At 41.6% G+C, this 26,385-nt stretch carries 27 protein-coding genes; 8 read left to right on the top strand and 19 right to left on the bottom strand.

All coding sequences use genetic code 11. The features are described 5' to 3' along the window. Nucleotides 1-9: 9 nt before the first annotated feature. From JV16_RS10155 to JV16_RS10075, 17 genes are all read right to left on the bottom strand, one after another. On the bottom strand, nt 10-1,059 hold the full coding sequence (locus tag JV16_RS10155) for a sensor histidine kinase (RefSeq protein ID WP_042535643.1): 1,050 nt from the start codon (nt 1,057-1,059) through the stop codon (nt 10-12). Then, the gene (locus JV16_RS10150; protein WP_042535641.1) at nt 1,056-1,727 is read right to left on the bottom strand and encodes a response regulator transcription factor; all 672 of its coding nucleotides are present in this window, start codon (nt 1,725-1,727) and stop codon (nt 1,056-1,058) included. Before JV16_RS10150 ends, JV16_RS10155 begins: the two co-directional genes overlap by 4 nt. Before the next feature lie 114 nt (nt 1,728-1,841). Next, on the bottom strand, nt 1,842-2,642 hold the full coding sequence (locus JV16_RS10145; RefSeq protein WP_021094576.1) for an ABC transporter permease: 801 nt from the start codon (nt 2,640-2,642) through the stop codon (nt 1,842-1,844). Further along, nucleotides 2,639-3,610 (bottom strand): ATP-binding cassette domain-containing protein, encoded by a 972-nt coding sequence (locus JV16_RS10140; protein ID WP_021094575.1) that lies wholly within the window; start codon nt 3,608-3,610, stop codon nt 2,639-2,641. The genes JV16_RS10145 and JV16_RS10140 overlap by 4 nt, the downstream gene beginning before the upstream one ends. 103 nt (nt 3,611-3,713) lie before the next feature. Next, nucleotides 3,714-4,370, bottom strand: coding sequence for a class I SAM-dependent methyltransferase (locus JV16_RS10135; protein ID WP_021094574.1), 657 nt, complete (start codon nt 4,368-4,370; stop codon nt 3,714-3,716). Nucleotides 4,371-4,391: 21 nt separating this feature from the next. Next, nucleotides 4,392-4,964 (bottom strand): DUF3995 domain-containing protein, encoded by a 573-nt coding sequence (locus JV16_RS10130; RefSeq protein ID WP_084220341.1) that lies wholly within the window; start codon nt 4,962-4,964, stop codon nt 4,392-4,394. Then, nucleotides 4,957-5,277 (bottom strand): PadR family transcriptional regulator, encoded by a 321-nt coding sequence (locus JV16_RS10125; RefSeq protein ID WP_006322987.1) that lies wholly within the window; start codon nt 5,275-5,277, stop codon nt 4,957-4,959. The genes JV16_RS10130 and JV16_RS10125 overlap by 8 nt, the downstream gene beginning before the upstream one ends. Before the next feature lie 186 nt (nt 5,278-5,463). Further along, nucleotides 5,464-6,315 (bottom strand): transcriptional regulator, encoded by an 852-nt coding sequence (locus tag JV16_RS10120; RefSeq protein ID WP_244463825.1) that lies wholly within the window; start codon nt 6,313-6,315, stop codon nt 5,464-5,466. Nucleotides 6,316-6,347: 32 nt separating this feature from the next. Beyond that, nucleotides 6,348-7,562: an MDR family MFS transporter gene (locus JV16_RS10115; RefSeq protein WP_042535637.1), complete on the bottom strand. Its 1,215-nt coding sequence runs from the start codon at nt 7,560-7,562 to the stop codon at nt 6,348-6,350. Nucleotides 7,563-7,813: 251 nt separating this feature from the next. Next, nucleotides 7,814-9,193: a 23S rRNA (uracil(1939)-C(5))-methyltransferase RlmD gene (gene rlmD, locus JV16_RS10110; protein ID WP_021094570.1), complete on the bottom strand. Its 1,380-nt coding sequence runs from the start codon at nt 9,191-9,193 to the stop codon at nt 7,814-7,816. Nucleotides 9,194-9,258: 65 nt separating this feature from the next. Continuing rightward, nucleotides 9,259-10,185 carry a diacylglycerol kinase gene (locus tag JV16_RS10105; RefSeq protein WP_042535635.1) on the bottom strand — a complete coding sequence of 309 codons (927 nt, stop codon included), beginning with the start codon at nt 10,183-10,185 and terminating at the stop codon, nt 9,259-9,261. Between the two features lie 101 nt (nt 10,186-10,286). Then, complete coding sequence (locus tag JV16_RS10100; RefSeq protein ID WP_042535633.1) at nt 10,287-11,075, bottom strand: sulfite exporter TauE/SafE family protein; 789 nt, start codon at nt 11,073-11,075, stop codon at nt 10,287-10,289. A 14-nt stretch (nt 11,076-11,089) separates the two neighbouring features. Continuing rightward, nucleotides 11,090-11,722 (bottom strand): response regulator, encoded by a 633-nt coding sequence (locus JV16_RS10095; protein WP_042535631.1) that lies wholly within the window; start codon nt 11,720-11,722, stop codon nt 11,090-11,092. Next, nucleotides 11,703-12,722, bottom strand: coding sequence for a PAS domain-containing sensor histidine kinase (locus tag JV16_RS10090; protein ID WP_042535629.1), 1,020 nt, complete (start codon nt 12,720-12,722; stop codon nt 11,703-11,705). The genes JV16_RS10095 and JV16_RS10090 overlap by 20 nt, the downstream gene beginning before the upstream one ends. Nucleotides 12,723-12,788: 66 nt before the next feature. Continuing rightward, nucleotides 12,789-14,198 carry an MBL fold metallo-hydrolase gene (locus tag JV16_RS10085; protein WP_042535627.1) on the bottom strand — a complete coding sequence of 470 codons (1,410 nt, stop codon included), beginning with the start codon at nt 14,196-14,198 and terminating at the stop codon, nt 12,789-12,791. Between the two features lie 16 nt (nt 14,199-14,214). Then, nucleotides 14,215-14,739 carry a hypothetical protein gene (locus tag JV16_RS10080; RefSeq protein WP_042535625.1) on the bottom strand — a complete coding sequence of 175 codons (525 nt, stop codon included), beginning with the start codon at nt 14,737-14,739 and terminating at the stop codon, nt 14,215-14,217. Between the two features lie 12 nt (nt 14,740-14,751). Beyond that, the gene (locus JV16_RS10075) at nt 14,752-15,951 is read right to left on the bottom strand and encodes an FAD/NAD(P)-binding oxidoreductase (RefSeq protein ID WP_042535623.1); all 1,200 of its coding nucleotides are present in this window, start codon (nt 15,949-15,951) and stop codon (nt 14,752-14,754) included. Between the two features lie 164 nt (nt 15,952-16,115). Here JV16_RS10075 and JV16_RS10070 point away from each other — a divergent pair, with 164 nt between their 5' ends. From JV16_RS10070 to JV16_RS10055, 4 genes are all read left to right on the top strand, one after another. Next, nucleotides 16,116-16,787 (top strand): response regulator transcription factor, encoded by a 672-nt coding sequence (locus JV16_RS10070; RefSeq protein WP_021094568.1) that lies wholly within the window; start codon nt 16,116-16,118, stop codon nt 16,785-16,787. Then, nucleotides 16,777-18,147: a sensor histidine kinase gene (locus JV16_RS10065; protein WP_021094567.1), complete on the top strand. Its 1,371-nt coding sequence runs from the start codon at nt 16,777-16,779 to the stop codon at nt 18,145-18,147. Before JV16_RS10070 ends, JV16_RS10065 begins: the two co-directional genes overlap by 11 nt. An 85-nt stretch (nt 18,148-18,232) precedes the next feature. After that, nucleotides 18,233-18,715: a hypothetical protein gene (locus tag JV16_RS10060; RefSeq protein WP_021094566.1), complete on the top strand. Its 483-nt coding sequence runs from the start codon at nt 18,233-18,235 to the stop codon at nt 18,713-18,715. Between the two features lies 1 nt (nt 18,716). Further along, a complete protein-coding gene (locus tag JV16_RS10055; protein WP_021094565.1) occupies nt 18,717-19,349 on the top strand; it encodes a PspA/IM30 family protein in 633 nt (210 codons plus the stop codon). Between the two features lie 38 nt (nt 19,350-19,387). Here the strand turns inward: JV16_RS10055 and JV16_RS10050 are convergent, their stop codons facing one another. Both JV16_RS10050 and JV16_RS10045 read right to left on the bottom strand, forming a co-directional pair. Continuing rightward, entirely contained in the window at nt 19,388-20,074 is a 687-nt protein-coding gene (locus JV16_RS10050; protein WP_021094564.1) for a hypothetical protein, read from the bottom strand. Between the two features lie 64 nt (nt 20,075-20,138). Beyond that, a complete protein-coding gene (locus JV16_RS10045) occupies nt 20,139-21,647 on the bottom strand; it encodes an HD domain-containing phosphohydrolase (RefSeq protein WP_021094563.1) in 1,509 nt (502 codons plus the stop codon). A 199-nt stretch (nt 21,648-21,846) separates the two neighbouring features. Between JV16_RS10045 and JV16_RS10040 the strand changes: the two genes are divergently transcribed. The 4 genes from JV16_RS10040 (at nt 21,847) to pstA (ending at nt 26,373) form a co-directional block, all read left to right on the top strand. Beyond that, the gene (locus JV16_RS10040; protein ID WP_021094562.1) at nt 21,847-23,577 is read left to right on the top strand and encodes a stalk domain-containing protein; all 1,731 of its coding nucleotides are present in this window, start codon (nt 21,847-21,849) and stop codon (nt 23,575-23,577) included. A 22-nt stretch (nt 23,578-23,599) separates the two neighbouring features. Further along, the gene (locus JV16_RS10035; RefSeq protein WP_021094561.1) at nt 23,600-24,475 is read left to right on the top strand and encodes a phosphate ABC transporter substrate-binding protein; all 876 of its coding nucleotides are present in this window, start codon (nt 23,600-23,602) and stop codon (nt 24,473-24,475) included. A 62-nt stretch (nt 24,476-24,537) separates the two neighbouring features. Next, nucleotides 24,538-25,458, top strand: coding sequence for a phosphate ABC transporter permease subunit PstC (gene pstC / locus JV16_RS10030; RefSeq protein WP_021094560.1), 921 nt, complete (start codon nt 24,538-24,540; stop codon nt 25,456-25,458). A 3-nt stretch (nt 25,459-25,461) separates the two neighbouring features. Then, a complete protein-coding gene (pstA, locus tag JV16_RS10025) occupies nt 25,462-26,373 on the top strand; it encodes a phosphate ABC transporter permease PstA (RefSeq protein ID WP_021094559.1) in 912 nt (303 codons plus the stop codon). The last annotated feature ends 12 nt before the right edge of the window (nt 26,374-26,385 follow it).

Here is a 26,385-nt window from a genome sequence, read left to right as displayed (position 1 = left end):
AACCCTAAACTAAAGTGGCAACTGAACAATAAATTCCGTCCCTTGTCCTAATTGGCTGCGGACAGAAATTTTTCCTTGGTGCATCTTTACAATCTTGTCTGCAATGGCTAGCCCTAGCCCACTACCGCCAGCGGCACGGTTACGCGATTTATCCGCTTTATAAAAGCGTTCAAAAATACGTGGCTGATCTTCCTCGGCAATGCCTGATCCATTGTCTGAAACGGTAACAATGGCGTTGTTGTCTTGTTGCTGAAGCTGAACCGTAATCGTTCCACCGTTTGGCGTAAACTTTATCGCATTATGAAGTAAGTTCAACCACACCTGGCTCAGCAAATCTTCATCTGCAGTAATAACTACTTTCTCAAGCGTTACACACATCTCTATTTCTTTTTCGATCCACTGCGGCTCACAATGGAGAATGAGCGATTGTAATTGTGTGTCTAGGCGATAGGAGATCGGTTGGAATGGGTATCGCTCGGAGTCTAACATCGCCAAGCGCAACAAATTATCGCTCAACTTTGAAAGCCGGATGCACTCCGTTTCAATAATGTCGAGATAATGCATTCGCTGTTCGTAAGGCAAATTTTCGTTTTTTAACGCCCGAGCAAACCCACGAATCGAAGTAAGCGGCGAACCAATTTCGTGCGAAACATTTGAGATAAATTCTTGCCGCATTTCTTCCATCGCTCGCAAATTTGCCGCCATATCGTTCAGCCCTTCGACTAGTTCTGTAAATGGGTGATTCCGTTCGCCCCAGTCCGCACGGATGTTTACGTGAAAATCTCCTTTCGCGATTCGATTGATCGCATCCATCAAGTGTTTCCAAAACACGCGTTCCCGCTTTCTTATGAAAGGTCCGACAATGCTCATACTAATGCCAAATAAAAAAAAGCCCGAGATGGATGTGATGATTTGCCGAACTAACGGCTGCGGCTGCCAGGCAAATCGGGCATACATCGCTTCTGTAATAAAGTAGGCGGCAGTCCAAAAGAGACTAATCATCGCCATCACCGCAATGACTGTCAACGCCGACTTAAGCACAAACGAAAGCCGCTTCATTTGCATACCTCCAACCGATAGCCGAGCCCGCGAATCGTCCGAATGATAAACACATGACAATCGGCAAACCGCTCGCGCAACCGCTTAATGTGCACATCGACCGTTCGTTCGTCCCCTTCGTAATCATAGCCCCAAATTTGTTCAATGAGTTCATCACGAGTAAACGTTTTTCCAGGATAGCTAGCTAGCGTAAAAAGTAGCTCAAATTCTTTAGGTGGCAAAGCAATCTCTTCGCCTCCTAATCGGCATTCGTACGTCTGGCGATTCAACAATAAATCCCAAATTTGTACTGTTTGCGACGCAGCGATTCGGTATCGTTTGAGCAGCGCTTTGACTCTGGCAACAAGCTCAAGCGGATCAAACGGTTTGACAAGATAGTCATCTGCCCCTAATGCAAATCCTTTCACTTTTTGCGCCGTTTCTCCTTTGGCCGTCAACATTAAAATTGGCACATCGTCATATTGGCGAAGTTCACGGCATAGTTCCCATCCGTCCATTTCGGGCATCATAATGTCCAATACGACTAAGTCAACTTTGGCCTCTTCCAGCACCACTAATGCTTCTTTGCCAGTCGTTGCTTCGTGTATCTCAAACCCTTCAAGGCTTAAAAAATGCCCGACAAGCTCGCGAATATGTGCGTCATCATCGACAATTAACACTTGTGGCATTCTTATCCCCTTTCTTTTCCAAATATATCTTCATTGTAGCGCATTTTGTCATCTATCGCATTCGAATCTTGTATCGAAAAATATCGTGCACCGTTTCGGGCACGGGCACGATATTTATGCTCGGCTCATATAGACGCGTACCGTAATAGGTGCAAAGATGGCGACAATGACTGCAGCTCCAAGAAGCGAAATTGCAAAGTCCGAACCAATCGTTCCGTGATTCGTCAACTCGCGAACAGCTGTAATCATGTGGGAAATCGGATTGATGTTCGCAAACCATTGCAGCCAATCGGGCATTGTCTTTACCGGCACGAACGCATTCGAAAGAAACATGAGCGGAAACAACGCTAGCATAGAAATTCCTTGTACGCTCGCCGCGTTGCGCGCGGTGACGCCAAAAAAAGCGAAAATCCAGCTAACAGCCCATGCGCATCCGATGGCAAAAACAGCAGCGAACGCAACGCTCGTAACTCCTCCTTCTGGGCGATAACCAATGAGAAACCCCATCGCAAAAGTGAGCACGGTAGCGATCGTGTAGCGAACCGTATCAGCTAATAAAGCTCCTGCCAACGGTGCAATGCGAGCAATTGGCAAAGACTTAAATCGATCGAAAACGCCTTTGTCCATATCATCGCGAAGTTGGACACCGGAGGCGACAGAAGCCCCAATTAACGTCTGCACAAGGATGCCTGGGATAATCATTGGCAAGTAGTTATGCACATTTCCAGCGATCGCTCCGCCAAAAATGTACGTAAACATTAACGTGAAAATGATTGGTTGGAACGTAACGTCAAATAATTGCTCTGGCGTACGCCGCACCTTTAATAAACTTCGATACGCCATTGTGAATGTTTGTTGTACCGTTTGCCGAAAACTTGTATAGTTTTTTAATTCGCGGTTCACCGTATGATTCATGCGCTTTCCTCTCCTTTTACTCCGTGGCCTGTAATCGCTAAAAAAACTTCGTCTAACGTCGGTTTTTGTACGCTTAATTCCGCTAGTTGAATGTTTGCTTCGCGAAGGGCAATCAGTAAATCGGTCACTCGGTCAGCATCCGCCATCGGTGCCGTAATTTTTCCTGTATCCGCTGAGACATTGGCACGGGCGTTTAGCACACGTTCTACTGTTTGACGTGCCATTTCTACATGTTGTGGATTGTCAATTTTTAATTGCAGCGATGAATTGCCAATCGACGTTTTTAGTTCATCTGCTGTTCCTTCTGCCACGACACGACCACGATCGATCACAGCGATACGATCGGCGAGTTCATCTGCTTCTTGTAAATATTGGGTCGTCAATAATACGGTTGAACCCATGTTGACTAATCGGCGAATCGTTTCCCACATTTGATTGCGTGTGCGAGGGTCCAATCCTGTCGTCGGCTCATCAAGGAAAATGAGCGGCGGCTGAGCAATTAAGCTAGCAGCAAGATCAAGCCGGCGCCGCATGCCTCCGGAGAAGTGCTTAAGCGGACGTTTCGCTGCTTCCACCAATCCGAATTCTTCTAACAATTCCGTTGCCTTACGTTTTGCCTCTGTACGGCTCAGCCCGAGCAAGCGGGAAAAAATGATTAAGTTTTCCAGCGCCGTAAGCGATTCATCGACCGAGGCGTATTGTCCAGTGACCCCAATCAATTGCCGGACGATTTGCGGCTCTTTTACTACGTCATAGCCAAAAATGCGCGCTGAACCGCCATCTGGGCGCAACAACGTTGCAAGCATCTTAACCGTCGTCGTTTTCCCCGCCCCGTTTGGTCCGAGCACACCGTAAATCGTACCCGCCCGAACCCGTAAATCAACGCCATCCACTGCACGATTGTGACCAAATATTTTCACAAGTCCATTCGCCTCAATCGCCCAATCACTATTGAATCTCTGCATCATTCTTTCCTCCTTATCGCTTCGTACATGGCAATCGTAACACGCTTTTATGAACGGAATATGAACAACCAAAAAACCTGCCAAAAGCAGCAGGTTTGAAAAATTCCTATTTATAAAGATACACATATAGCCCAATGCCTTCTTTTCTTATGTCATAGTTTTTAAACGGTGTTTCTTTAATAAATGTTTCAAATTCTTCTTTTGTATAAGCCCCTTGCTTTAAAAAGGTCTTAAACGAAAATTTTACGAAATACTTGTCAAATCCTTTCATTTTGCTTACTTCATGCTCAATCTCTTCATCTGTCGCCTCACGGTTCATGTCTATAATAAGCGCTGTTCCTTCTTTTTTCAGTACTCGATGCATCTCACATAACGCTTTTACAGGCTCTTTAAAGTTTTTAAATGCCGCCGTACAAACAACAAAATCGAAACGATTGTCCTCAAAAGACAAGTGAGCTGCATTTCCTTCTATAAAATTCACTGAAACATTTGCTTCTTTAGCGTTTTGTGTTGCGATTTCAACAAAGTCTGGACTGATATCAATAGCTGTCACATGAAATCCTCTTTTGGCAAGTTCAATGGACAAATAGCCTGGGCCAGGGGCAACTTCTAATATATGAGCACCTTTCATCACATGTGAAGCCACTTCATTCGCATATCCTTTCATTTCAGTAAGTCTGCTTTTTCGCGAGTTGCGATCATACCATTTTGCCGCTAAACCATAAATGCCGAGATCTTTGTTTTTTCTAATGTTTCTCATCATCCTACATCTTCTCCCCTTGCACTATTTCTTTCGCTTCAACACAATTACCGCATGGCTCAACAGTCCCATCCCTACTCCGATCAAAACACCGACAACTGCACCGATGAGCGTACGAATCCATCCGTCAGATAAAAACATCTCCCAACCACCGCTGCCGATAAAGCCAATAAGCGCGCCAATGGAAAGCCCTAAAAAAACAAACGCTCCGTAAAACAACCCAATGGCTTCGTAATCAGCAGGGTCAAAGTTGTTATAGTACGCGAAAATCCGCTCCTGCAAATCGGCTGATTTTGTCGTTTCGCTCCGAAACTTTAATTCTTCTTTCGCCCGTTCAAATGCTTCTTGTTCCGACAACCCTTGTTCCATCAAATCTTTCATATAGTCGCTCATGTAAAGAATCATGTCATTTTGTGCTTCCATCGCTGTTTCCGAGCGACTTTTAAATTTAGCGAGCTTCGCTATCACTTTGCTTTTCGCTTCTCCTGTTTTCCGGCGAAGCTTTTCCATATACGTCATCTCCGCTTCTTCTAAATAATAGGGTGCTTGCTCTTTCGCAAATTGTTTTATTTTTTCTTTCATCTCGTGACTAAACATTTTTCTCTCCTCCATTCGTTCGTAACAGATGAATGCGCTCGCTTAGAAAATCCCATTTTGCCCAAAAAGCCGCTAGTTCTTCAAACCCTCGTTCGTTTAACGTATAAAATTTTCTTGGCGGCCCCATGTCTGACGGTTTTTTCGTAATGTGGACGAGCTTGTTTTTTTCCAACCGTAACAACAACGCATAGACTGTCGCCTCCGCAATCCCCTGGAAACCTAAAGCGTGCAGCTTTTTCGTAATCTCATAGCCGTATATTTCGCCGCGGCTTATAATCTCAAGTACGATGCCCTCCAAAATCCCTTTCAACATTTCGCTTAGATTATCCAAAAAAACACCTCCTATGTACTCAACAACGTTGGTAATCAATATTATTGAGTACTACTATATAGTAACATAGAGTAGTTAGATAAACAACAGAAAAAAGTAACAATTTACAAATCTCATCTCAGCCCATTGAAAAATAATAAAAACAGTCCGAAACAAATGGACTGCTTTTTACTTTATACGCTTTAATTTATTTTCCTCAATAACATACTGTCGCATGTCTATCACCGCTCCATCTTCTTTCATCTTTCGCAAAGTGACGACATCTCCCCCGTCGTTTGTTTTACTTTGAGATGTTTCGTACACGTAGCGGATCCCTTGTTCGATTACTTCACGCGTTCCGAGCCAATCCGGACACTCGTTCAAAAATGGATCGCTACTAAGCATACGAAGAAAATGATTCATCGCTTGTACGGAGATGTTGAGCGGCTGTTTTTCCACATAAGATATGCTCACTTTTGCATGCCGACCAATCTTTTTTAAATACTCCTGCGCCTGTCTTTCTTGTTGCTTAGCAAGTTCATCATAATATTTATCTGCATATAACACCTTTGAGTGATATGTTTTCGGAAACATTTTCTTAATTGACTTCACATACGCTTCTCCATCGAGTGGCTCTTCATAGGCGATGAGTTTATATTGTCCGTGCTCATCGATGGAAAATGTCATCACAGTCGGAATGGCTCCGCTACCTGACACAATGGCGAATATGCCATCTTGAAATTCAAATACCCCTATACTTGCGATCGTATATGCTTTCACTTTATTTCCTTTTTGCTCTGTATCAAGAATGATGTGTCCTTCCGCAACGTATTCTCCCTTTCCATACGTTTTCCCATGTTCTTTAATCGCTTCGCTTACCGCTGTTTCAACATTTGTTGCATCTTTTCGTTCGTACGAACTGGAAACACTTTCGTCAAGAATAGGCATGGCATCCTTTGCCTTAAAATCGTTCTCGCCATAAAAAAACATCCCTATGATCATGATCCCGATAAGTAAACTAAAAATTGCAACTTTTCTCATCCCTTCGCCTCCTTCATCGTACGAACAAACTATTACAAACTATACTCGATACGTCGTTTCGTCGCCTTCATTACCCCACCGACATATAAAAAAACTGGAAAACCGACCAAAGTACATAAAGATAATAAGCTAAAAATAAGGAGATGATTTTCATAACCAAAGTATTCAAGCATGAGTCCCCCGATCCATGGACCGACGGCGTTTCCTATAGCCGTAAAACCGATAGAACCAAAATATAATCCTTTCATCTGTTGAGGTGCAATTTGGTCAATAAATATGTCGACCATTGAAAACATCATCACTTCTCCTACTGTTAAAATAAACATAGAAAGAAATAACATCGGCACAGCGGTAAATAAACCAAATCCGAAAAGTCCGAATGACACCGCAACAATGCCAAACATAATTGACGTAAGCGGAGAATACCGCTTGCCAATTCGCGAAACAGGATACTGTACAACGAGCACCGTGATTGCGTTAAATACAATTAAATAAGAAAAAAGTTGTACACCATCTTTATATTGCGATAAATATTGCGGAATAGTTGAATTGAATTGCGAATACCCTGTGACACCAAGAATCATTCCGATGACAGCGAATAAAAAAACGCGATCTTTGCCTAATACACCGACAGCACGACGAAGCGTTACATGTTCAGATATATCGCCATGCGTTTGTTCAATGGTATATTTTGAAAACATCACAACGAGTAAAATGAAATAAAGAAAATAAACAAAAGAAGTAATAAAAAATGCCGTCGTCGATGACGAAGCACCGATCTTCAAGCCGACTAATGGACCAATCGCCGCCCCTACATTAATTGCGGCATATCGCAAGTTAAACACAAGCAATTTATTTTCTTGTTTTGTCACCTGCGACAACAACGCTCGCGACGAAGGTTCAAAAAACGAACGGCATAGTCCGTTTAACGCATTTAATAAAAAAAACGTCCAAACGCTCTCCGCTGTCGCAAAACCAATAAACACGAACGTCCACATCAAAAGCGAAATCTTCATCACTTTTTCTTGCCCGTATCGATCGGAAAAATATCCGCCGAAAAACCCACCAAATAACCCTACAATCGAACTGATCCCAATAATCGCCCCTGCCAACGAAGCGCTAACTCCTTTTACGCTCGTTAAATAAATAGCTAAAAACGGAATGGTCATAAACATCGCCATTCTCGCAAACAATGTCCCAATAATGATCGTCGCGCTGACAGGATGTAGTTTTTTTATATGATCCATGAATTCCCCTTCTATCCTTTTGAATGAACTTTATTTAAAATTATATTATACTTTAGAATAAATTAACAATATTTTGATAAAATAACTATTCACCCACCTTATCAAGCAAGCTGAATAGTAATCTTTCTGTTACATTTCCATAAAAACAAAAGGACTATCCAACAAAAATTGATAGCCCTTTTCATACAAAAATCATCCAAATTCCGACTTTATTTCTCATGATGAACGATTATTTTTTCAGTGGAACGAGTTTATTTTGAGTGTACACAACTAAGCTCTAATTTCGCTACACATTCGACATGCATCGTATGTGGGAACATGTCGACAGGTTGGACTTCCATTGTTTTGTAGCCACCGTCTTCTAACATACGCAAGTCACGGGCGAGGGTCGCTGGGTTGCATGAGACGTATACGACGCGATTTGGCTTCATCGCGATAATTGTTTGCAATAACGATTCCTCACATCCTTTTCGTGGTGGGTCGACAACGATACAATCTACTTTTACTCCTTGTTCGTACCATTTCGGAATAACGACTTCTGCCTCCCCAACCGCAAATTCTACATTTGTGATGCCGTTTAGTTGAGCGTTTCGTTTAGCGTCGGCAATCGCTTCTGGAACGACTTCAACTCCGTACACTTTTTTCGCTTTTTTCGCTAAAAAGAGGGAAATGGTGCCGATGCCGCAATATGCATCGATGACCGTTTCTTCACCCGTTAAGTTCGCGTATGCAATTGCCTGATCATACAACACTTTCGTTTGTTCAGGGTTTACTTGATAAAACGAACGGGCAGAAATGGCAAAACGAACGTCACCGATATAATCATAAATATATTCAGAACCCCAAAGTACGCGCGTTTCTTCTCCCATAATGACATTTGTTCGCTTCGGATTAATATTTTGTACAATCGATTTCACATTCGGCACACGATCAATAATCGCTTCAATGATTTTCTTTTTATGAGGCAACTCTTCTGTGCGCGTAATAAGCACGACCATCACTTCTTTCGTCGTTGCCCCATAGCGTGCCATAATATGACGAAGAACGCCTTTATGCGTTTGTTCATTATAAGCTGGAATGTTGTATTGCTCGCAAATTTCTTTAACCGTCTGAACGACAATATCGTTCATTTCTTTTTGGATTAAACAGGTGTCCATGTCAATAATGTCATGGCTTCGTTCTTTATAAAAGCCTGCCACAAGACCGCCTTCGCGCTCACCGACCGGCACTTGCGCTTTGTTGCGATATCGCCATGGGTCTTTCATGCCAAGAACAGGATGAACGATCGCATGTTCAATTTTCCCGATGCGAGCAAGCACTTCTTTGACATGTTTATATTTCGCTTTTAGTTGTCCTTCGTAACGAATATGTTGGAGCTGACATCCGCCGCATTGTTTATAAATCGAACAAGGAGCATCGATGCGATCTTCACTTTGTTCATATAGCTCAATTAAACGGCCAAAGCCGTACCCTTTTTTCACTTTGACAACTTTCACTTTCGCTTTTTCCCCCGGTAAACCGTTCGGAACGAAAATTGGAAAGCCGTCAATTTTTGCTACTCCTGCACCATCGTGCGTTAAATCTTCAAAGATGACATCGTAATATTCATTTTTTGCTACTGGTGCTTCCATGCTTCTTTCCCCTTCCGCAAAATTGCTGTCAAGATTGTAGCATAGTCGAATAAAAAAGAACAGGTTTATTCCCCTGTTCCCATTTGTTCAGCTTTTTCTTTCGGAACAAATACGTTCATATGACGATACAAGTTGACAAATTCCCCAGGAAGCATTCCGCCATACTCGCCGTCTAAATTGAGCTGCATGTTTTCTTCCGTATACACTTTTACACGGTTTGCTTTCGTATAAATGATGTGTGGATCGTGAATATGTTCACCCCGTAGTGCGAGCGTGGCAATTTTAATAAATTCTGCTAAGTTCGTTTCTTTTAAAATAATTAAATCGAACATGCCATCATTTAACGATGAATTTGGGGCTAATTTTTCAAAGCCACCAACAGAGTTCGTCAGCGAAACGAGAAAAAGCATCACAGCGCCTTCAAACATTTTGCCGTCGTACTCAATTTTTACATGAACAGGATGGAGCGAAGGAAGCATCTCAATTCCTTTCAAATAGTAGGCAAGTTGACCAATCATCGTTTTTAATTTGCTTGGCACTTCGTACGTTAATTCCGTTAAGCGCCCACCACCTGCGATGTTAATAAAATAATGTGTTTTCCCTTCGTTCGTAACTGCGCCAATATCAATCGGCACCGCTTCCCCATTTACGATGACATCACACGCTCCTTCAATCGAGCGTGGTACGCCGATCGCACGCGCAAAATCGTTCGTCGTGCCGACTGGAATAATGCCAAGGTTTGGACGATACGAAGCCTCAGCTAGCCCATTTACTACTTCGTTAATCGTTCCATCTCCACCTGCAGCAATGACGAGATCAAATTCGCGTTCTACCGCTTTTCTTGCTGCCTCTGTCGCATCCCCTGCCCCTGTCGTCGCATGACACGACGTTTCATATCCTGCTTGTTCAAGTCGAATCAGTACATCAGGCAAATGTTTTTTAAATATTTCTCGTCCCGACGTCGGGTTATAAATAATACGTGCTCGTTTCATCCCCATCATCCTATTTATTTTATTTTTCCACTATTTAACATCATACCAAATTTTCATTGATGTTGCAACGAATAAAAGAAAGCCGACCCAAATGAGCCAGCTTACGCAAACATTTCATACCAAATTTTTATCACAGTCGCTACAATTAATACAAGCAAAATGTATTCCAACACTTTCGTATTCATTTTTTGGCTCCATTTTGCCCCGATCGGCGCTGCTAGTAAACTAGCAATGACCATCACAAGCGATGGAACGAGAAGCATATGCCCCCCCATCACTTTTCCAACCGTCGCCCCGATCGATGAAATGAACGTAATGGCCACCGATGAACCAATCGCAATGCGCGTTGACACTTTTAAAATGACAAGCATAATCGGTACAATAATAAACGCCCCTGCTGCTCCGACGATACCGGAAGCAATTCCAACAATAAACGATAACATAACCGCATACAATCGGTTAAATACAAGTTGCTCTACCGCCACATGTTCGCTTTCCTTTGGCTTTGGGAAAAACATTAATACGGCTGCAATCGAAGCTAAAATGGCATATACAACATTAATTGTCTCATCGGCTAAAAACTTTGAACCGTATCCACCAATGAAGCTGCCAATGACAATGGCTGTCCCCATGTAGCCAACGAGCCGACCCGATACATATCCCCCTTTTTTAAACACGACAAGAGCGGCAAGTGTCGAGAAAAATACTTGCACCGCACTAATGGCGGACACTTCTTGCGCTGTAAAAGCAGTCAAGCCAAGGAGAGGGGGAATGTATAAAAGCATCGGATATTTAATGACTGAACCACCGATGCCGACCATACCTGATAAAATCGAGCCGATGGCACCAATAAAAAAAAGAACAAGCAAATGGAAAAATGTATATTCCATATCAAACGCTCCCTTTACACTAAGTCGGCAATATGATTTTTTAAGGCGTATTGAATGAGTTCATGTTTTTCTTTAATGCCAAGTTTTTGCATAATGTTCGTTTTATGATTTTCGACCGTTTTCGGACTAATTTTTAACTTATTTGCAATTTGGTTGTTCGTATATCCTAAAAAGGTTAACCGAACAATTTCACGTTCGCGATTAGTAAGTGGTGACTTCGGCTCTTTTTCCGCAAACATTTTTTCAAGCCGTTCCTCAGGAATATGGGTACGGTAAAATCGCTTGCCGTGATATACGGCTTGCAATGCTTCGTGCAAATCATTTGTTTGGCTGTTTTTTAACAAGTAACCGTGAATATTATATTGAATCGCTTTTTGCACATATATTTCTTCATCATGCATCGTTAAAACAATAATTTTCACATCTTCTAATTCATCCATAATCGTTTTGGCTGTCGTAAATCCGTCAAGCCCTGTCGGCATCGAAAGGTCGAGCAAAATGACATCTGGATGATGTTTCAATGCCAGTGTAATGGCATCGCAACCGTTGCTTGCCTCCCCGACGACTTCCACATCCGAAAATCCTTCAAGAAGGAGGCGAATACCTTTTCGAATTAAATCATGATCGTCAACGATTAACACTTTCATCCTCCCCGTCCTCCTCTAGCGGCACGCGCACAAAAATCGTTGTCCCTTCCATCGGTGCAGATGTAATAGTCGTTTCTCCCCCGAGATGAAAAACACGTTCTTGAATATGTTTTAAGCCGAGCCCTTCACGCTTTTCTTCAACGTGGAAACCAACACCGTTATCCGCAACAGACACAAGTAATTCCCGTTCCGTCTGTTCAATCGAAATACGCACTTCTGTTGCCTTTGCATATTTCATCACGTTATGTAACGCCTCTTGAATGATGCGATACAAGTTAATTTCCATCGTTGGTGACAAACGTGTATATACGTTTGTTTGAAATGAAAATAACGTATTTGGCATTTTCGATTGAAGGGACTGAATAAGCGATTGAATCGTTGGAATAAGCCCGAGCGCATCTAAACTTTTTGGGCGAAGTTGTTGAGCATATAGTTTTACATCTTCCATGACGCGCCCAAGTTCTTCGCGCACTTCTTTGACGTATGCATGGAGCTTTTCATCTTGCACACGTTGAATAATATTATCTAACGCGATGGAAATGCTGTAGAGCGACTGTCCGACACCGTCATGCAATTCTTGTGCTAAACGTTTATGTTCTTCTTCTTTTGCTTCGGTTAGTTTTTTCACCATCCACTTTGAACGACGTGCTTCCTCTTCTTTTTTCTTTGACGTTTGATCGCGCAAAACAAGCAAATAATATTTCGCATCATCTTGTTCGAGAATGAGCGCTGTGCTCATTTCTACATCAATGAACTGTCCGTGATACGTCGGCATTTCCGATAAAAAATACGGTACTTCTTCCGTTGAGATTAAATAACATCGCTCTTGTCCTTCACGTACATTGCGCTGTTGACAAAACGAGCAATACGGCACTTTCTCGCCTAGTTTCCAGCCTGTAAGTCGTTTAGCAGCTGGGTTCATCTCTACGATCGTTCGCTCATGATTCATGACAATAATCCCATCTTGAATGTAAGCAAAAATTTTATCTAAAAATTGCATATTCTCACCTCTCTTCCATTATAGGAGAGGAGAAAGATGAAAAGAAAGGACTGACATCGTCAGCCCTTATGATTGTTTCACAACAGGAAGCTTTTCTCTCGTCCATGCTAAATATCCGCCTTTTAAGTTGAGTACTTGTTTGAATCCTTTTGCTTGTAAAATGCTTGCGCCAATGGCTGAGCGCGCACCTGAACGGCATTGAACAATATATGTTTTTCCTTCTGGAATCTCATGTAAACGATCTGCCAGCGTGCCAAGCATAATATGTTGTGCACCTTCAATATACCCTTCGTCCCATTCTGCTTGATTACGTACGTCAATGAGATGATAACGATCATCTTTTATATATTGTTGCAACTGATGTACATCAATTTCTTCGTAGCTTTCAACCTCACCGTTTAATGCAACGGATGGCTCTACGTAAGCAACGACACGATCCAATCCAATATAAGCAAGCGCTTTGCGAATGAATTGTACATCTTCTTTATTTGCGATGATTACGATATCTTGGTCATAGTTGATTAACCAACCTGCCCAGTTTGTGAATGATTTGTTAAACGGAATGTTTATTGATCCTACATAATGTTCATTCGCAAATTGTTGAGACGGACGAACATCTAAAATAAATGCTCCGTTTGCTTTATACTCGTCGAGCTGCTCACGCGTTTGCAACGCTGGCACTTCATCTTCATTTACATACGCTGGACCGATTTTGTTCACTTTTTTCATCATCGCAAAATATTTTGGAGGCTCTGGTTGCCCTGTAAGCAATAGTTTCACAAACTCTTCTTCATCTTCAATTTTTAACGCCCAGTTGTTCAATTTTTCATATCCAACTGTTGAAACTGGAACCGCACCAAGCGCTTTGCCGCATGCGCTTCCCGCCCCATGTGCTGGCCATACTTGCAAATAATCTGGGAGCGCTTTAAATTTTTTCAGCGATTGGAACATTTGGCGCGCGCCAACGTCTGCCGTACCAGCCACTCCTGCTGCCTTCTCAAGTAAGTCTGGACGACCAATGTCACCAACGAAGACGAAATCGCCTGTAAAAATACCCATCGGCTCTGTTGAACCGCCACCTTTATCCGTTAAGATAAACGAAATATGTTCTGGCGTATGCCCTGGTGTATGAAGCACTTGAAACTCGACATTTCCAACAGTAAAAACGCTTCCTTCTTTCACAAGTTCGTAATTGACTTCATCCAAATATTGATATTTCCAGTTTGCATCCCCTTCATCAGATAAATACAGCTTTGCGCCACAACGTTTTGCTAGTTCTTTTGCACCTGAAACGAAGTCTGCATGAATGTGCGTTTCTGTTGCGGCGACAATTTGCAATCCTTCTTTTTTCGCTGTGTCGATGTACCAGTCCACATTGCGACCTGGATCGATCACGATTGCTTCCCCTGTGCGTTGGCATCCAACTAAATAAGACATGTGCGCTAATTGCTCATCGAAAAATGAACGAAATAACATATACATCCCCTCCAATTTATTTATGTTTGCTTGCTACATCAAGTAGCGTTTCTATATATTTCACCCCATCTTGAATGAGTGGGTGTTTTAACAAACGGTACATACGTAATAGTGATACGGGAGACGAATCGCGTTCGCGTTGAAAGCGTTCGTTTGTTTCTTTTAAAATTGTTAATCCTTTTTCAATTGGGACGATATCTTCTGCCCCTTGTATCGCATACGCCATCGACTCACGATCATTGATCACGCTCGTCACAAATGAAATGAACTGTTCTGCTTTTTGTAGCCATTGGACAAGCGTTGGCAGCAGCTGAACGAGCGTCGCAAGCGCTTCAAGGTGTTCCGGTGTTAGTCGAAATGGCTCGGCTTTTTCCTCCCATTCCGTAAACATCGCTTCAAGCGATTGTTTATCATTTAGTACATGTTGAACAAATGCAACTTTTTCTTCTAGCGATTCCATTGTTTGTTTTAGTTGTGGGAGTTTTTCAATAAAATAACGGAGTGCCTCTTGTTGTTCATCGTTTTCAATTAATTGCAACATGTTCTCCCCCCTCTACATAAGTCCCTTTAACATTCCGTTCCAGTAGACGATCGGTAGTACGTTTCGTTTCATGACATACATGCTCATTCGTTCTTTTGACTGATCGAATGGGAACGTTTCTTGTGGATTTTTTTCATAATCAAACTCAGCTAAAACGAGCTTATTATAACCGGTTACGAGTGGACATGATGTATAGCCATCGTAACGAGCTTTTAACGGTTTTTCGTTCATAAGTGCGAGTAAATTTTCTGCCACGACTGGTGCTTGTTTTCGAATTGCTGCCCCTGTTTTCGACGTTGGCAAGTTTGTGCAGTCACCTGCACCAAATACGTTTTCATACGTTTTATGTTGCAACGTATACGGATCAACATCGACCCATCCGGCCTCATCCGCTAATGGACTTTTCTTAATAAAAGCTGGTGGTCCCATCGGTGGTGTCACGTGAATCATATCGAAACTTAACGTAAAGCGTTCGTTCGTATCGAGATGTTCAAATGTCGCTTTTTTCGCTTTTCCGTCAATTTCCACTAGCTCGACACGATATTTTGTTTCGATGTTTTTTCGTTGAATGACTTGTTCAAGCGTATCGGCATATTTTTTGACAGCGAAAATGTTTGGTAATCCTGAAGCAAAGATGATGTTTGTTTGTTCGCGAACACCAGATTGACGGAAATAGTCGTCTGCTAAATACATAATTTTTTGTGGTGCACCACCGCATTTTACTTGTGTGCTTGGTTGTGTAAAAATCGCTGTACCTCCGCGGAAGTGACGAATGTTTTCCCACGTGCTTTGCACGTAGTCGTATGAATAGTTGCTGCAAACACCGTTTTTGCCGATCGTTTCTTTCAACCCTTTAATTTGATCCCAATAAATTTCGACACCTGCCGCTACAACTAAATAGTCGTAACGAACCGTTGACCCTTCTTTCGTTTTTAATGTGTTTTTTTCTGGAACAAACGTATCGACCGCTTCTTTTAACCATTTCGCCCCATCTGGAATAAGTGTAGCTTGCTCGCGAACGGAATCTTCTACTTTAGCTGCCCCGCCACCTACGAGTGTCCAAAGCGGTTGATAGTAATGTTTATCTGATGGATCAATCAGCAACACCTGTCCACGTAACTGACGACTTTTTCTTAATAACCGTGCTGCAATCGAAATACCTGCTGAGCCAGCTCCAACAATTGCTACTTTCACATCGTAGACGTTCGCCATCGTTCATCGCTCCTTTTTTGTATCCGCTTTCAAATTTGTTTTCTTAACTTAATTACATTGTATATGTTGTTAAACTATATACCCATAGGGGATTTCCCTTATCTTTTGTTTTCACCTGTTTTTCATCGGGATTTGGTATGATGAAAGAAAAAAAGGTGAGAAAAATGAAAGTGTTGCTTGCAGAAGATGATGTATATTTAGGTGAACTGATCGTCCATTTGTTGAAGAAAAAAGGTGTTGAACATGTTGATTGGGTACAAGAAGGAGAAGATGCTTACGATTATGCACTCGCTTCGTTTTATGATGTCATTATTTTAGATTGGATGTTACCAAACGGTGATGGCGTTAGCGTATGTCAACGTTTAAGAAAACATGGCTATCACGGAGCCATTTTAATGTTAACAGCGAAAGATGCGGTACAAGACCGCGTCGAAGGGCTAGAAGCCGGCGCAGATGATTACTTAGTGAAGCCGTTTGAAATCGATGAGCTCATGGCACGCCTTAAAGCGTTATCGCGGCGCACATTTGCACCAATTCAAGAAGAAATTGTCTGCTGGGGAGCGTTTGAAGTCAATCGAACAACTCATACATTGACGAAAAATGGAGAACAAATGATATTAACCCCACGTGAATTTCAACTACTCGATTTATTACTGCAAAACAAAGGTCGGGTGTTAACGCGCGACATTATTCTTGATCGTATTTGGGGTTATGACGCAGACGTCTCGATGAAAACGATTGATGCAACCGTCAAGTTGTTGCGTAAAAAAATTGGTGATGAACAACAACAGCTCATTAAAACGGTGCGCGGGGTGGGATATACCATTGAAAAATAACATTCGTTCTTTTTTCAATCATTCCGATATGTTTCGCCGCACACAATGGCGCTTAACTGCCACATACAGCGGGATTCTTATCGCGTTTTTGGCGATTTTCATTGCGGTTGTTTCTTTCCTTATTCATACCGTCATGACAAATGACCAAGAGCGACGCATTCGTATGCTCGCTGAACAAGAAGGACAAACGATTCAAACCTTGCTTACAGAGCAGTCGTTCATCGGTTGGCCAACAGATCAAAATGTCATTTTTTTAAGTGAAGACCAACTGTTTTTTTACGTCGTGGATACGCGCGGACGGTTAATGATGGGGGATGAAGTGAACAAAGGATTGCGACCGCTTCTCCTCTCTACCCTTCAGCCGTGGACGCCAGAAAAAAATGAATTAAGATATGTAGATATTCATATCCCTCACCATCAGCACGAATTGAAACGATTTCGTGCCGATGAATTAAAAATATTAACTGTCGCTCGTCCCTTAATTGTCGATCGACAACTCGTCGGCGTGTTATATGTCGGTATGGATGTGACAAGCATGTTTCGTTTGCTCAAATGGTCAACATTCATTTTGCTCAGCCTCGGCGTGTTATTTATCGCAGTCGCTATTGCTTTTAGTTATTTCATGTCTAAACGTGCGCTCGTTCCAATTCAAGACGCATACAATCGCCAACGTCAATTTGTCGCCGATGCTTCTCATGAACTACGGACACCACTTAGCGTCATTTTTTCTTCTGTAGAAGCATTAAAAATGGATATGTCGTTAACGTCCGATGCATTTAGTCGAAAAACGATTGAACGTCTAGGAGATGAAACAAAACGAATGACTAAACTCATTAACGACCTTCTCACCCTTGCACGAACAGACGACGCAAAGCTCCAGATCGAAAAAAAACCGTTTGATTTGCGGGCATGTGCGCAACATACGCTGCATTCGTTACAAGAGCTTGCAAACAAAAAGAATATTGCACTTCAGTTTCATGCGTCTGAACAAATTGAATTCGTCGGGGATGAAGATAAATGTACCCAGCTGTTATACATTTTGCTTGATAATGCCATCAAGTATACTCCTGAAGGTGGCACAGTTTCCCTTTCTCTCAAACAACATGTGACGAAACAACGAAAAGTTGTAGAAATTTCTGTTTCTGACACAGGGATTGGCATTGCACCTGAACATCTTCCTCATATTTTTGATCGCTTTTACCGTGCAGACAAAGCGCGAACACGGCAAATTGGCGGCCACGGTCTTGGACTTTCCATCGCAAAATGGATTGTTGAAGCACATAACGGACACATTCAAGTTGAAAGCGACGTGGGGAAAGGAACAACATTTACTCTCACTTTTCCGAATGAACGTGCATAAATGTTGCACGTTTTTTTCTTTTTCACCTAATTTTCTCTTTTCGCTTGTACAATTCAAACTGTAAATAACAAAGGAGGTGAGTGATGTGAAAAAACGAACCCTTTTCTTTTTGCTAGGTGGACTAGTTGTCGTCGCCGTATTCGCACACGTCGCTACTTATTTCATTCACATCGGTTGGAGCGGACGAATGCCGGCAGAGCACATGATGGGAATGGGGAAACATCATCGAGCATTTGGCCACCACGGTCCACAAATGATGCGACCACACGGCATGCCAATGTTCGGATGGATTCCTTTCCTTATTCAGTTGGCATTAGTCATCATCGGATGGATCGTGTGGAAAACGACAAAAAGTGGCGGCAAATGGATTGGCGGGGCGCTCATGGTGATCGGGCTCGTTGGTCTTTTACCGAAAGCGTTGCTTGCTGTCCTAGCTATTGTTGCAGCTTACGTGTTGTTTAGAAGCAAAACGAAACGAGCGCCTGCATTTGAACCGTTCGTTTCACCTATTCAAAACCATAGCTTTTTAGATGAATGGGAAAAAACAATAAACAAGGAGGAAAAATAAGATGGGCATTTTTAAACGCGTCAAACATGTCGTCCTTGCCGACTTACATGACATCATTGACAAATGCGAAGATCCAATTCGCATGACGAAACAATACATTCGTGAACTAGAAGAACAGCTAGAAAAAGCACAACAAGCATTGGCACAGCAATTCGTGTTCGAACAAAAATATGAACGTTTGATCGCAGATGCGAAAGAAATGATTGAAAAACGTGCTCGTCAAGCAAAATTAGCTGTTGAAAAAAATGAAGAGCCGATCGCAAAAATGGCTCTTCAAGAAAAAATCGCTTATGAAAAAAAATTAGAGCTATATACGCAACAATACAATACATTAAAAGAAAAAACAACTGTTTTAACAGAAAAAGTGAAGCAACTGTACGAAACATATGAGCAATTAAAGCTAAAACAAATGCAGTTAATGACGCGCTTTTATGTTGCCGAGACGATGAAACAAATGGACGAAGCGATGACGTCTTTTCATTACGATCATGTCATAAAAGGTTTTGCGCGTATGGAAGAAAAAGTAATGTTACTTGAAGCAGAAGCAAAAGCTCGCTCTGTCATTCAAACGATGCCCCCTCAATCATTTGATATAGAAGTCGTGCAACAACTCAAGCAATTAAAAGGCGAGTAATACAAAAGGTGTCCCTATCCGGGCACCTTTTGTATATGTTATGTCGTCCATTCATCATGAATAATTCCAACAAGTTTCCACTGACCGTTTTCTTGTTCAAAAACAAGGCGCAAACTTCGCCAGTCCATCCCACTATATTGAGGGTCAAACCCTGTAAAATGAAATTCAATAAATGAGCCGTTCGGATACGCTTGTTGAATGTTGTTGATCATATTTCCTGTCCCAACAACAACATTATTTCCGATCATATGTGGATTCGCAAAATCTACATCATAGACGAAACGATCAAAATAGTCTTGAAACGTGAATTGAATAGGATCGCCTGAACCGTCATATACTCCCCATTGATATACTTGCGTCGAAGCCCAAAGGGAAGGAAGCTGAGAAGCAGAAAACTGCAAATCATTTTGGACATCGACATGTCCATATGGACTAAACCGCAACCCAGCTGTCGAATGGACATAAGAGGCGAGTGCATTCATATCTTTATTTTTTAACGCCGTCACAACGTCTAACGCAACAGATAAAAGAGAAGAAGAAATTTGCTTTTCCTCGGTTTTTAATTGCTCGTTTTCTTTTTGAAGCTGTTTATTTTTTTCTTGCAGTTGTTCAATGGCCGATTGTTGTTTTTCAATCGTTTGTTCTAACTGTTTCACGTTCGATGGATTTTGCTCATTCGCGCATCCTGCAAGCAAAATAATAAAGCTAATAATGAGCCGTTTCACGATCTCACATCCTTTTTCCTTTAGTATATCACTTACTTAGAAAAATAGATGCCGTCGTTGGCATCTAACTCACTTTTTCTTGTTCTCTCTCCTTTAAAAAAGAAATAAAACAATCGACCATTTGGGCATCCCATTGTGTCCCACGACCTTCTAGCAAAATCGAAACGGCTTTTTCTATATGCATTCCTTTTCGATATGGACGATCAGACGTCATCGCATCAAACGCATCAGCAACCGCAATGATGCGACCAAATAGCGGAATGTCTTCCCCCTCTAAGCCATCAGGATATCCTTTCCCATCGATCCGTTCATGATGTGATCGAATGCCTGGAAGCAAATCTTTTACTTCCTCAATTGGCTGCACTTGGCGAATAATGTTTTCACCGAGCACTGGGTGTTTTTTAATCCATGCAAATTCCTCATCTGTTAATTTTCCGTCTTTTAATAAAATGTGATCAGGGATACCGATTTTTCCGATATCATGCAAAATAGCAGAACGATATAAACGCGCAAGTTGTTCATTTGTCATTCCTAGACGCTTACCAATTTCCACAGCATATACTGCAACACGCTGCGAGTGACCAGCTGTATATTCATCGCGCGCATCGAGCGCTGTCGTCATGACCGAAATAAAGCTATTTAATAATTGTTTATTTTTTCCATCTCGTTCAACAATCGCATCGACCATATGGTTAAAGCCGTTTGTAAGCTCGGAAAATTCATCAATATATACGTTGTCGCACATCAGTTCATACTCTTTTCTTTGCACGCGGTTCATATATTGGAGCAAATCTTCAATGCTTCGTTCCACATCTTCCGACAACACACGAGCCGCAAATAAAGAAAACAAAACAGAAATGATTAAAACAACAATCGTCCACGTCCAGTAGCCTGAAAACGTATTTTCCCCTTCAGCAAACAATTTGACTTCCGTTGCTAACACAAATAATAAAACTGGGAAAATACCAATGAATAACACACTTAACCCTATTTTTATTTTCATCGGTACATATACGACATTCGTTGCTCGGATCGTTTCATGAAACCCGTGCATTCTCCCGATTTGCATCATCTCGCGAATAAGCGGTCGCATCGTGCGTAGCGTTAAAAAAAACTCAATCATCGCATGAAGCATCGCGATAAGCAACGCGCCAAACAAAGCATAAACAACATACATATATGGAATGCGCAACACATCTATGAAAATAAGCGAAAGTGTCAACGCAATGGCCGGAATAGAAAGCCCTAAAAAGTGTGGAAGCGCAATACGTCTCACTGTAAGAAGCGGAAAGCGCTTCGCCTGAACAAGCGCCCAATAAAACTGTTGTTCCGTTATATTGTTGTCATAAAAAATACGCCGAATCGGATCAATATCTTTTTGAAAGGCGCGATATTCAATAAATAACATGATGCAAAATGAAAAAAATTGAATAAATAACAACATCATTAAATCCACTTGCCGAATATGCAGCGCCATGACCATTAGCGTACTACCGACACCGACAACGGCTAAAATCGAACCAATCGTGTAGTTTATAAACAATTTCTTTAACGTTTCTTCATATACGTGCACACCCTTCCCTCCTCCCTATTCTTTTTTCATTATAACAAGAATGAAAAAAATCCGATACGATCCTTTTCTTTACATATCATTCATAAAAATTCTGAAAAATTAAACATATTTTTTACAAACTATACAAAACTATTAAACTGCATTAATATTCACCTTTTATAATCAACGGTGTTGATATACAAACTTAGGAGGGAAAAGAATGTCCGTTAAGAAAGTGCTTGCACATACGCTGATCGCATCAGCTGTTCTTGCTTCTCCACTCGTTTCAACGACAACATGGAACGTGGAAGCAAAGGCTGTCGAAAAACAAACAATCCAAAAAACGAATTGGAGTGTTAACGGAACGGTTATGCCAATTTCCGCTACGACGATTTCTGGTGGAAATTGGATTATAGCTACTCCAGAGCTCGCTAAATTACTAGGAGCTACGTATTCTTATGACAAGAAGGCAAAAACATACAAACTGGCGAAAAAAGGAGCAGTTGTTCAAGTCAAAGCCAATGACAACGTTGCCGTCATCAATGGGAAAAAAGTAACGATGAACGTCGCACCTAAAATGGTAAACAACACGTTATACGTCCCAGCTGTAGCGATCGTTCAAGCGTTTGGCGGACAGTTGCAAACAGATGCGAGCCCTATTCTTCTTTCCACAAACGGAAAAGTTCAAACAAAAAAAGTGACCCTTTCAGTTGATGGACAAGCAACTCCATTCGACGCGATAGCGATCGGTCAAAAAACACTCTACTCTCTGTCTGATATGGCAAAAGCATTTGGTGTAGCGATGAATGTCGATGGGAAAACAAAAACAATCACTTTAAGTGGAAAAGGAAAAAAAGCTTCTTTCCTTCTTCATCAACAAGGCTCGTCGGTAGTCAAAGTAAACGGTAAGTTTTATGCTGACTTACGCGGTATGGTAACAAAATTAGGCGGTGAAATCGAGCACGGCAATCCATTATTTATCGCCACAAATGGATTTTTAAAAGGAACAAACTTTAACCCGCAATGGCTAAGCAATGAATACGTCATCGTCACAAACGAAAACGATGAGCCTGTATCGAAAATTGTGCACATTCCATCGCGTAAAGTGATCGCAACGCTCGAAAGCGGAGACCTTGCTTTATCTCCGGATAAGAAAAAAGGTGCATATGTAAATGATAATGGTCAATTGTTCATCGTCGACCTAGCAACAAAAAAAGCGATTCCTGTAGGCACGGATGACGATGTAAAAGTGGAACTTACATGGTCACCAGATAGTTCTATCATTTACTTCTTTAAAGGAAATAATAGCGATGTAATTGCTTCCATCAATGTTCAAACAGGTGAAGTGAAAAAAATTGTTGACGACAAAGTAAAATATAAATCCGACCTTCGTCTATCAAATGACGGTACAAAACTAATGTACACAGCCGCAAAAGAAGCAAAGGCAAACTATACAGATGATTCAAAAACAGAAATCGACTCAATTGATACAACTGGTACAGAGCCACAATTGTACGTTGTTGATTTAACGACAGCCGATAAAAAGCCAACAGCAGTAACAACAGATACAAACAATAAAACATTTTCTTTCTTCGCTGGTGATGCGATCGTTTATTTAAGCGCTAATCCAGACGATGAAGACGCGCTTCCTGTATTAAAGGCGATTGTTTCCGGTCAAGAGCAAAACATGGCGACAACTATGAATATCACATATGTCGCAACAAAAGGAAGTATCGTGTTCGTCTTAGTAGAAGAGAAAGATGGATCTTACTCAATCTATCGCGCCACAGCACCACAAGCACAATGGACGCGCATTTTTAACACAAAAACGACGATAACAGCAATTGCTCCTTCTCCATTCGGTAATGAAATTGCTGTAACGATTCCAACAGATGAAGGAGAAAAGATTGCTATCGTCATGAACAATAAATTAATTGATATTACAAAATAAATTTTGTAAGAGGTGAAAAGTGATGAATTTAAAATCATTTATTAAAAAGTTCTCTCTTGTCGCATTGTCTACTAGTTTGTTATTCGGTTCTTCTCTTGCTGTGACAGAAAAAACAGAAGCAGCTCAACAAAAAGGTAAAATCGTTATCGCCGGTTCGTCAGCATTACTCCCGTTAACACAACAAGCAGCGAAAGAATTTAAAAAAGCAAATCCGAAAGTAGCAGTTTCCGTATCTGGGACAGCATCTATCGTCGGACCTCAATCTGTTTCAAAAGGGTCAGCAACGATCGGAGCTTGTGACTGGGATGCAACAAAACCTGTACCTGGGTTTAATGCATTTAAAGGTTTAAACGCGTACCCAATTGCAATCATTCCGTTTGCAACAATCGTCCATAAAGACAATCCTGTCAAAAACTTAACTACAAAACAATTGCAAGACATTTTCGCTGGAAAGATTAAAAACTGGAAAGAAGTCGGCGGAAAAGATGAACCAATTATCGTTATCAACCGCGTGCACGGGTCAGGAACGCGCGTAAACTACCAACTTGGCGCCCTTAAGGGAGCTCCTTTTATGACACAAGGTGAAAATTATAAAGAAGTTCTTTCAAACGGAAATATGATTGAAGCTGTTCGTACAACGCCAAACGCAATTGGTTACACAGACCTTGCATACATTAAAGGCGATATTAAAGCAGTAGCATATAACGGTGTCGAGCCAACAGTACAAAACGTCATTAACGGGAAATATCCTGTTTGGGGTTACGGCTATTTGTTAACAAAAGGTCCTGCAACAGGAGCAAATAAAGCATTCATCGACTTTGTTCAAAGCAAAAAGTTCCAAGAAGGTTCGCTGAAAAAATTAAAGTTTATCCCAATTACAGCAATGAAAAAGAAATAAATGACTTACAGCCTCCTTCATGAGGGGGCTGTCTTTTATATGATAAACGAGGAGGAAACAACATGGCGTTACCTGCCGAACATGTTCGCATCCAACATGAACAAACGAAAACAAAACAATGGCGCACAAAGTATATGAAAAATAACGCCTTTCGTTACGCTTGTTTAGCAAGTGCACTTTCTTTAGGCGTCGCCCTCTTTTCGATCGTCATTTTTATTAGCCAAACAGGGTTTCTCGTGTTTAAAGATGTATCATGGAAAGAATTCTTTTTTTCAGCTACGTGGGAGCCTTTTGAAGAAAAATACGGAGCAGCTGTATTTATTCTCGGCACGTTGTACTTAACTTTTTTAACGTTAATAATATGTACACCTATTGCCCTAGCAATCGCCATTTTCATCGCTGAGATTGCACCAACCTGGTTAAAAAACATCATGCGCCCGATGCTAGACTTACTAGTCGGCATTCCTTCCATTGTGTACGGATTTTTAGGGTTAACGATTTTAATTCCATTCATTCGTGAAACGACAGGCACGCTCGTTGGTGATGGCTTTCTCGCTGCTGCTCTCGTATTAACGATGATGGTTTTACCGACTGTCACTCGCATTAGTGATGATGCCATTTGTGCGGTACCGCAACATTTGCGCGAGGCGGGCTACGCGCTTGGGAGCACGAAGCTTCAAGTCATTACACGCATCGTTCTTCCAGCTGCCCGACCAGGTATTTTAACAGCTATTATTTTAGGCATGACACGTGCAATCGGTGAAACGATGGCTGTTGTTATGGTTATCGGGAATACTGCACAGTTCGGTTGGGACTTGCTTACACCAACATCGGTGTTAACGAGCAACATTGTTATGCAAATTACAAACGTTCAATTTGACTCGACATGGAACTATGCACTATACATGATGGCATTTTTACTTTTATTCATTTCTCTCGTACTAATTATTATTATTCGCCAACTTCGTCCAAAGGGAGAGTAATCCATGAAAGATTCGTTGTTTCATAATCATCGGAAAACAATCGCCAGTGCGATTTATACAAACCGTCTGTTTCATATTTTTGTTACTATTATTACAGTCACGACATTTCTACTCATCATCGGATTATTGTATAACATTTTAGGAAAAGGTTTGCCGAAACTATCGCTCGATTTTCTCGTAAAATTACCTGATGAATTAGAAGCTGGCGGTGGGATCGGACCATTTTTATTCAACTCCTTTTACGTTCTCATTTTATCTCTCATTTTGTCGTTGCCAATTGGCATTGGAGCTGGCATTTTTCTTGCAGAATACGCACCGAACAACCGATTTACGGAGTTTGTGCGCACATCTGTCGAAAGCTTAGCATCCGTTCCTTCTATCGTTTTCGGTTTGTTTGGTTACGTATTGTTTGTTGAATATGTCGGCATCGGCTTAACGATCATTGGAGCTGCCATTACACTCGCGTTGCTAAACTTACCTGTGCTAGCTCGCGTCACAGAAGAAGCGATTCAAGCAGTGCCACAAGACATTCGTGAAGCATCTCTCGCGCTGGGAGCGACAAAATCACAGACGATATTAAAAGTTGTACTCCCGGCTGCATTAAATGGTATTTTAACTGGAATTAGCCTCGTTGCGTGTCGCGCCTTCGGTGAATCAGCCATCATTATTTTGGCAGGCGGAACATCGACATCAGGATTTATGTGGGATTTCAACTTGTTATCACAAGGCGGTACACTTCCTGTCCACTTATGGTATGTTCAATCAGAAGCGCTCGTACCAGATGCAAAAGAAATTGCTGAAAAGTCTGCGGCCATTCTTGTTCTTATCGTTTTAATGATCAGCTTTACTGTTCGTTTCCCACTTTGGATTCAAACGCTAATTACAAAAATAAAAGCAACCCCTCGCAAAAGCTAAGCGAGGGGGTTT

The organism is Anoxybacillus ayderensis, assembly GCF_000833605.1.
Classification (GTDB): domain Bacteria; phylum Bacillota; class Bacilli; order Bacillales; family Anoxybacillaceae; genus Anoxybacillus; species Anoxybacillus ayderensis.
This window is presented reverse-complemented; position numbering and strand designations above follow the sequence as displayed.

What these genes read in the sequence shown, in the direction of transcription:
- rlmD (WP_021094570.1), bottom strand. Translation starts at nt 9,193, where the DNA reads ATGGAAGCACCAGTAGCAAAAAATGAATATTACGATGTCATCTTTGAA.
- JV16_RS10070 (WP_021094568.1), top strand. Translation starts at nt 16,116, where the DNA reads ATGAAAGTGTTGCTTGCAGAAGATGATGTATATTTAGGTGAACTGATC.
- JV16_RS10100 (WP_042535633.1), bottom strand. Translation starts at nt 11,075, where the DNA reads ATGGAATATACATTTTTCCATTTGCTTGTTCTTTTTTTTATTGGTGCC.
- pstA (WP_021094559.1), top strand. Translation starts at nt 25,462, where the DNA reads ATGAAAGATTCGTTGTTTCATAATCATCGGAAAACAATCGCCAGTGCG.
- JV16_RS10120 (WP_244463825.1), bottom strand. Translation starts at nt 6,315, where the DNA reads ATGAGAAAAGTTGCAATTTTTAGTTTACTTATCGGGATCATGATCATA.
- JV16_RS10040 (WP_021094562.1), top strand. Translation starts at nt 21,847, where the DNA reads ATGTCCGTTAAGAAAGTGCTTGCACATACGCTGATCGCATCAGCTGTT.
- JV16_RS10055 (WP_021094565.1), top strand. Translation starts at nt 18,717, where the DNA reads ATGGGCATTTTTAAACGCGTCAAACATGTCGTCCTTGCCGACTTACAT.
- JV16_RS10150 (WP_042535641.1), bottom strand. Translation starts at nt 1,727, where the DNA reads ATGCCACAAGTGTTAATTGTCGATGATGACGCACATATTCGCGAGCTT.
- JV16_RS10105 (WP_042535635.1), bottom strand. Translation starts at nt 10,185, where the DNA reads ATGAAACGAGCACGTATTATTTATAACCCGACGTCGGGACGAGAAATA.
- JV16_RS10035 (WP_021094561.1), top strand. Translation starts at nt 23,600, where the DNA reads ATGAATTTAAAATCATTTATTAAAAAGTTCTCTCTTGTCGCATTGTCT.
- JV16_RS10145 (WP_021094576.1), bottom strand. Translation starts at nt 2,642, where the DNA reads ATGAATCATACGGTGAACCGCGAATTAAAAAACTATACAAGTTTTCGG.
- pstC (WP_021094560.1), top strand. Translation starts at nt 24,538, where the DNA reads ATGGCGTTACCTGCCGAACATGTTCGCATCCAACATGAACAAACGAAA.
- JV16_RS10155 (WP_042535643.1), bottom strand. Translation starts at nt 1,059, where the DNA reads ATGAAGCGGCTTTCGTTTGTGCTTAAGTCGGCGTTGACAGTCATTGCG.
- JV16_RS10095 (WP_042535631.1), bottom strand. Translation starts at nt 11,722, where the DNA reads ATGAAAGTGTTAATCGTTGACGATCATGATTTAATTCGAAAAGGTATT.
- JV16_RS10140 (WP_021094575.1), bottom strand. Translation starts at nt 3,610, where the DNA reads ATGATGCAGAGATTCAATAGTGATTGGGCGATTGAGGCGAATGGACTT.
- JV16_RS10090 (WP_042535629.1), bottom strand. Translation starts at nt 12,722, where the DNA reads ATGCAATTTTTAGATAAAATTTTTGCTTACATTCAAGATGGGATTATT.
- JV16_RS10115 (WP_042535637.1), bottom strand. Translation starts at nt 7,562, where the DNA reads ATGGATCATATAAAAAAACTACATCCTGTCAGCGCGACGATCATTATT.
- JV16_RS10075 (WP_042535623.1), bottom strand. Translation starts at nt 15,951, where the DNA reads ATGGCGAACGTCTACGATGTGAAAGTAGCAATTGTTGGAGCTGGCTCA.
- JV16_RS10085 (WP_042535627.1), bottom strand. Translation starts at nt 14,198, where the DNA reads ATGTTATTTCGTTCATTTTTCGATGAGCAATTAGCGCACATGTCTTAT.
- JV16_RS10080 (WP_042535625.1), bottom strand. Translation starts at nt 14,739, where the DNA reads ATGTTGCAATTAATTGAAAACGATGAACAACAAGAGGCACTCCGTTAT.
- JV16_RS10135 (WP_021094574.1), bottom strand. Translation starts at nt 4,370, where the DNA reads ATGATGAGAAACATTAGAAAAAACAAAGATCTCGGCATTTATGGTTTA.
- JV16_RS10125 (WP_006322987.1), bottom strand. Translation starts at nt 5,277, where the DNA reads ATGTTGAAAGGGATTTTGGAGGGCATCGTACTTGAGATTATAAGCCGC.
- JV16_RS10130 (WP_084220341.1), bottom strand. Translation starts at nt 4,964, where the DNA reads ATGTTTAGTCACGAGATGAAAGAAAAAATAAAACAATTTGCGAAAGAG.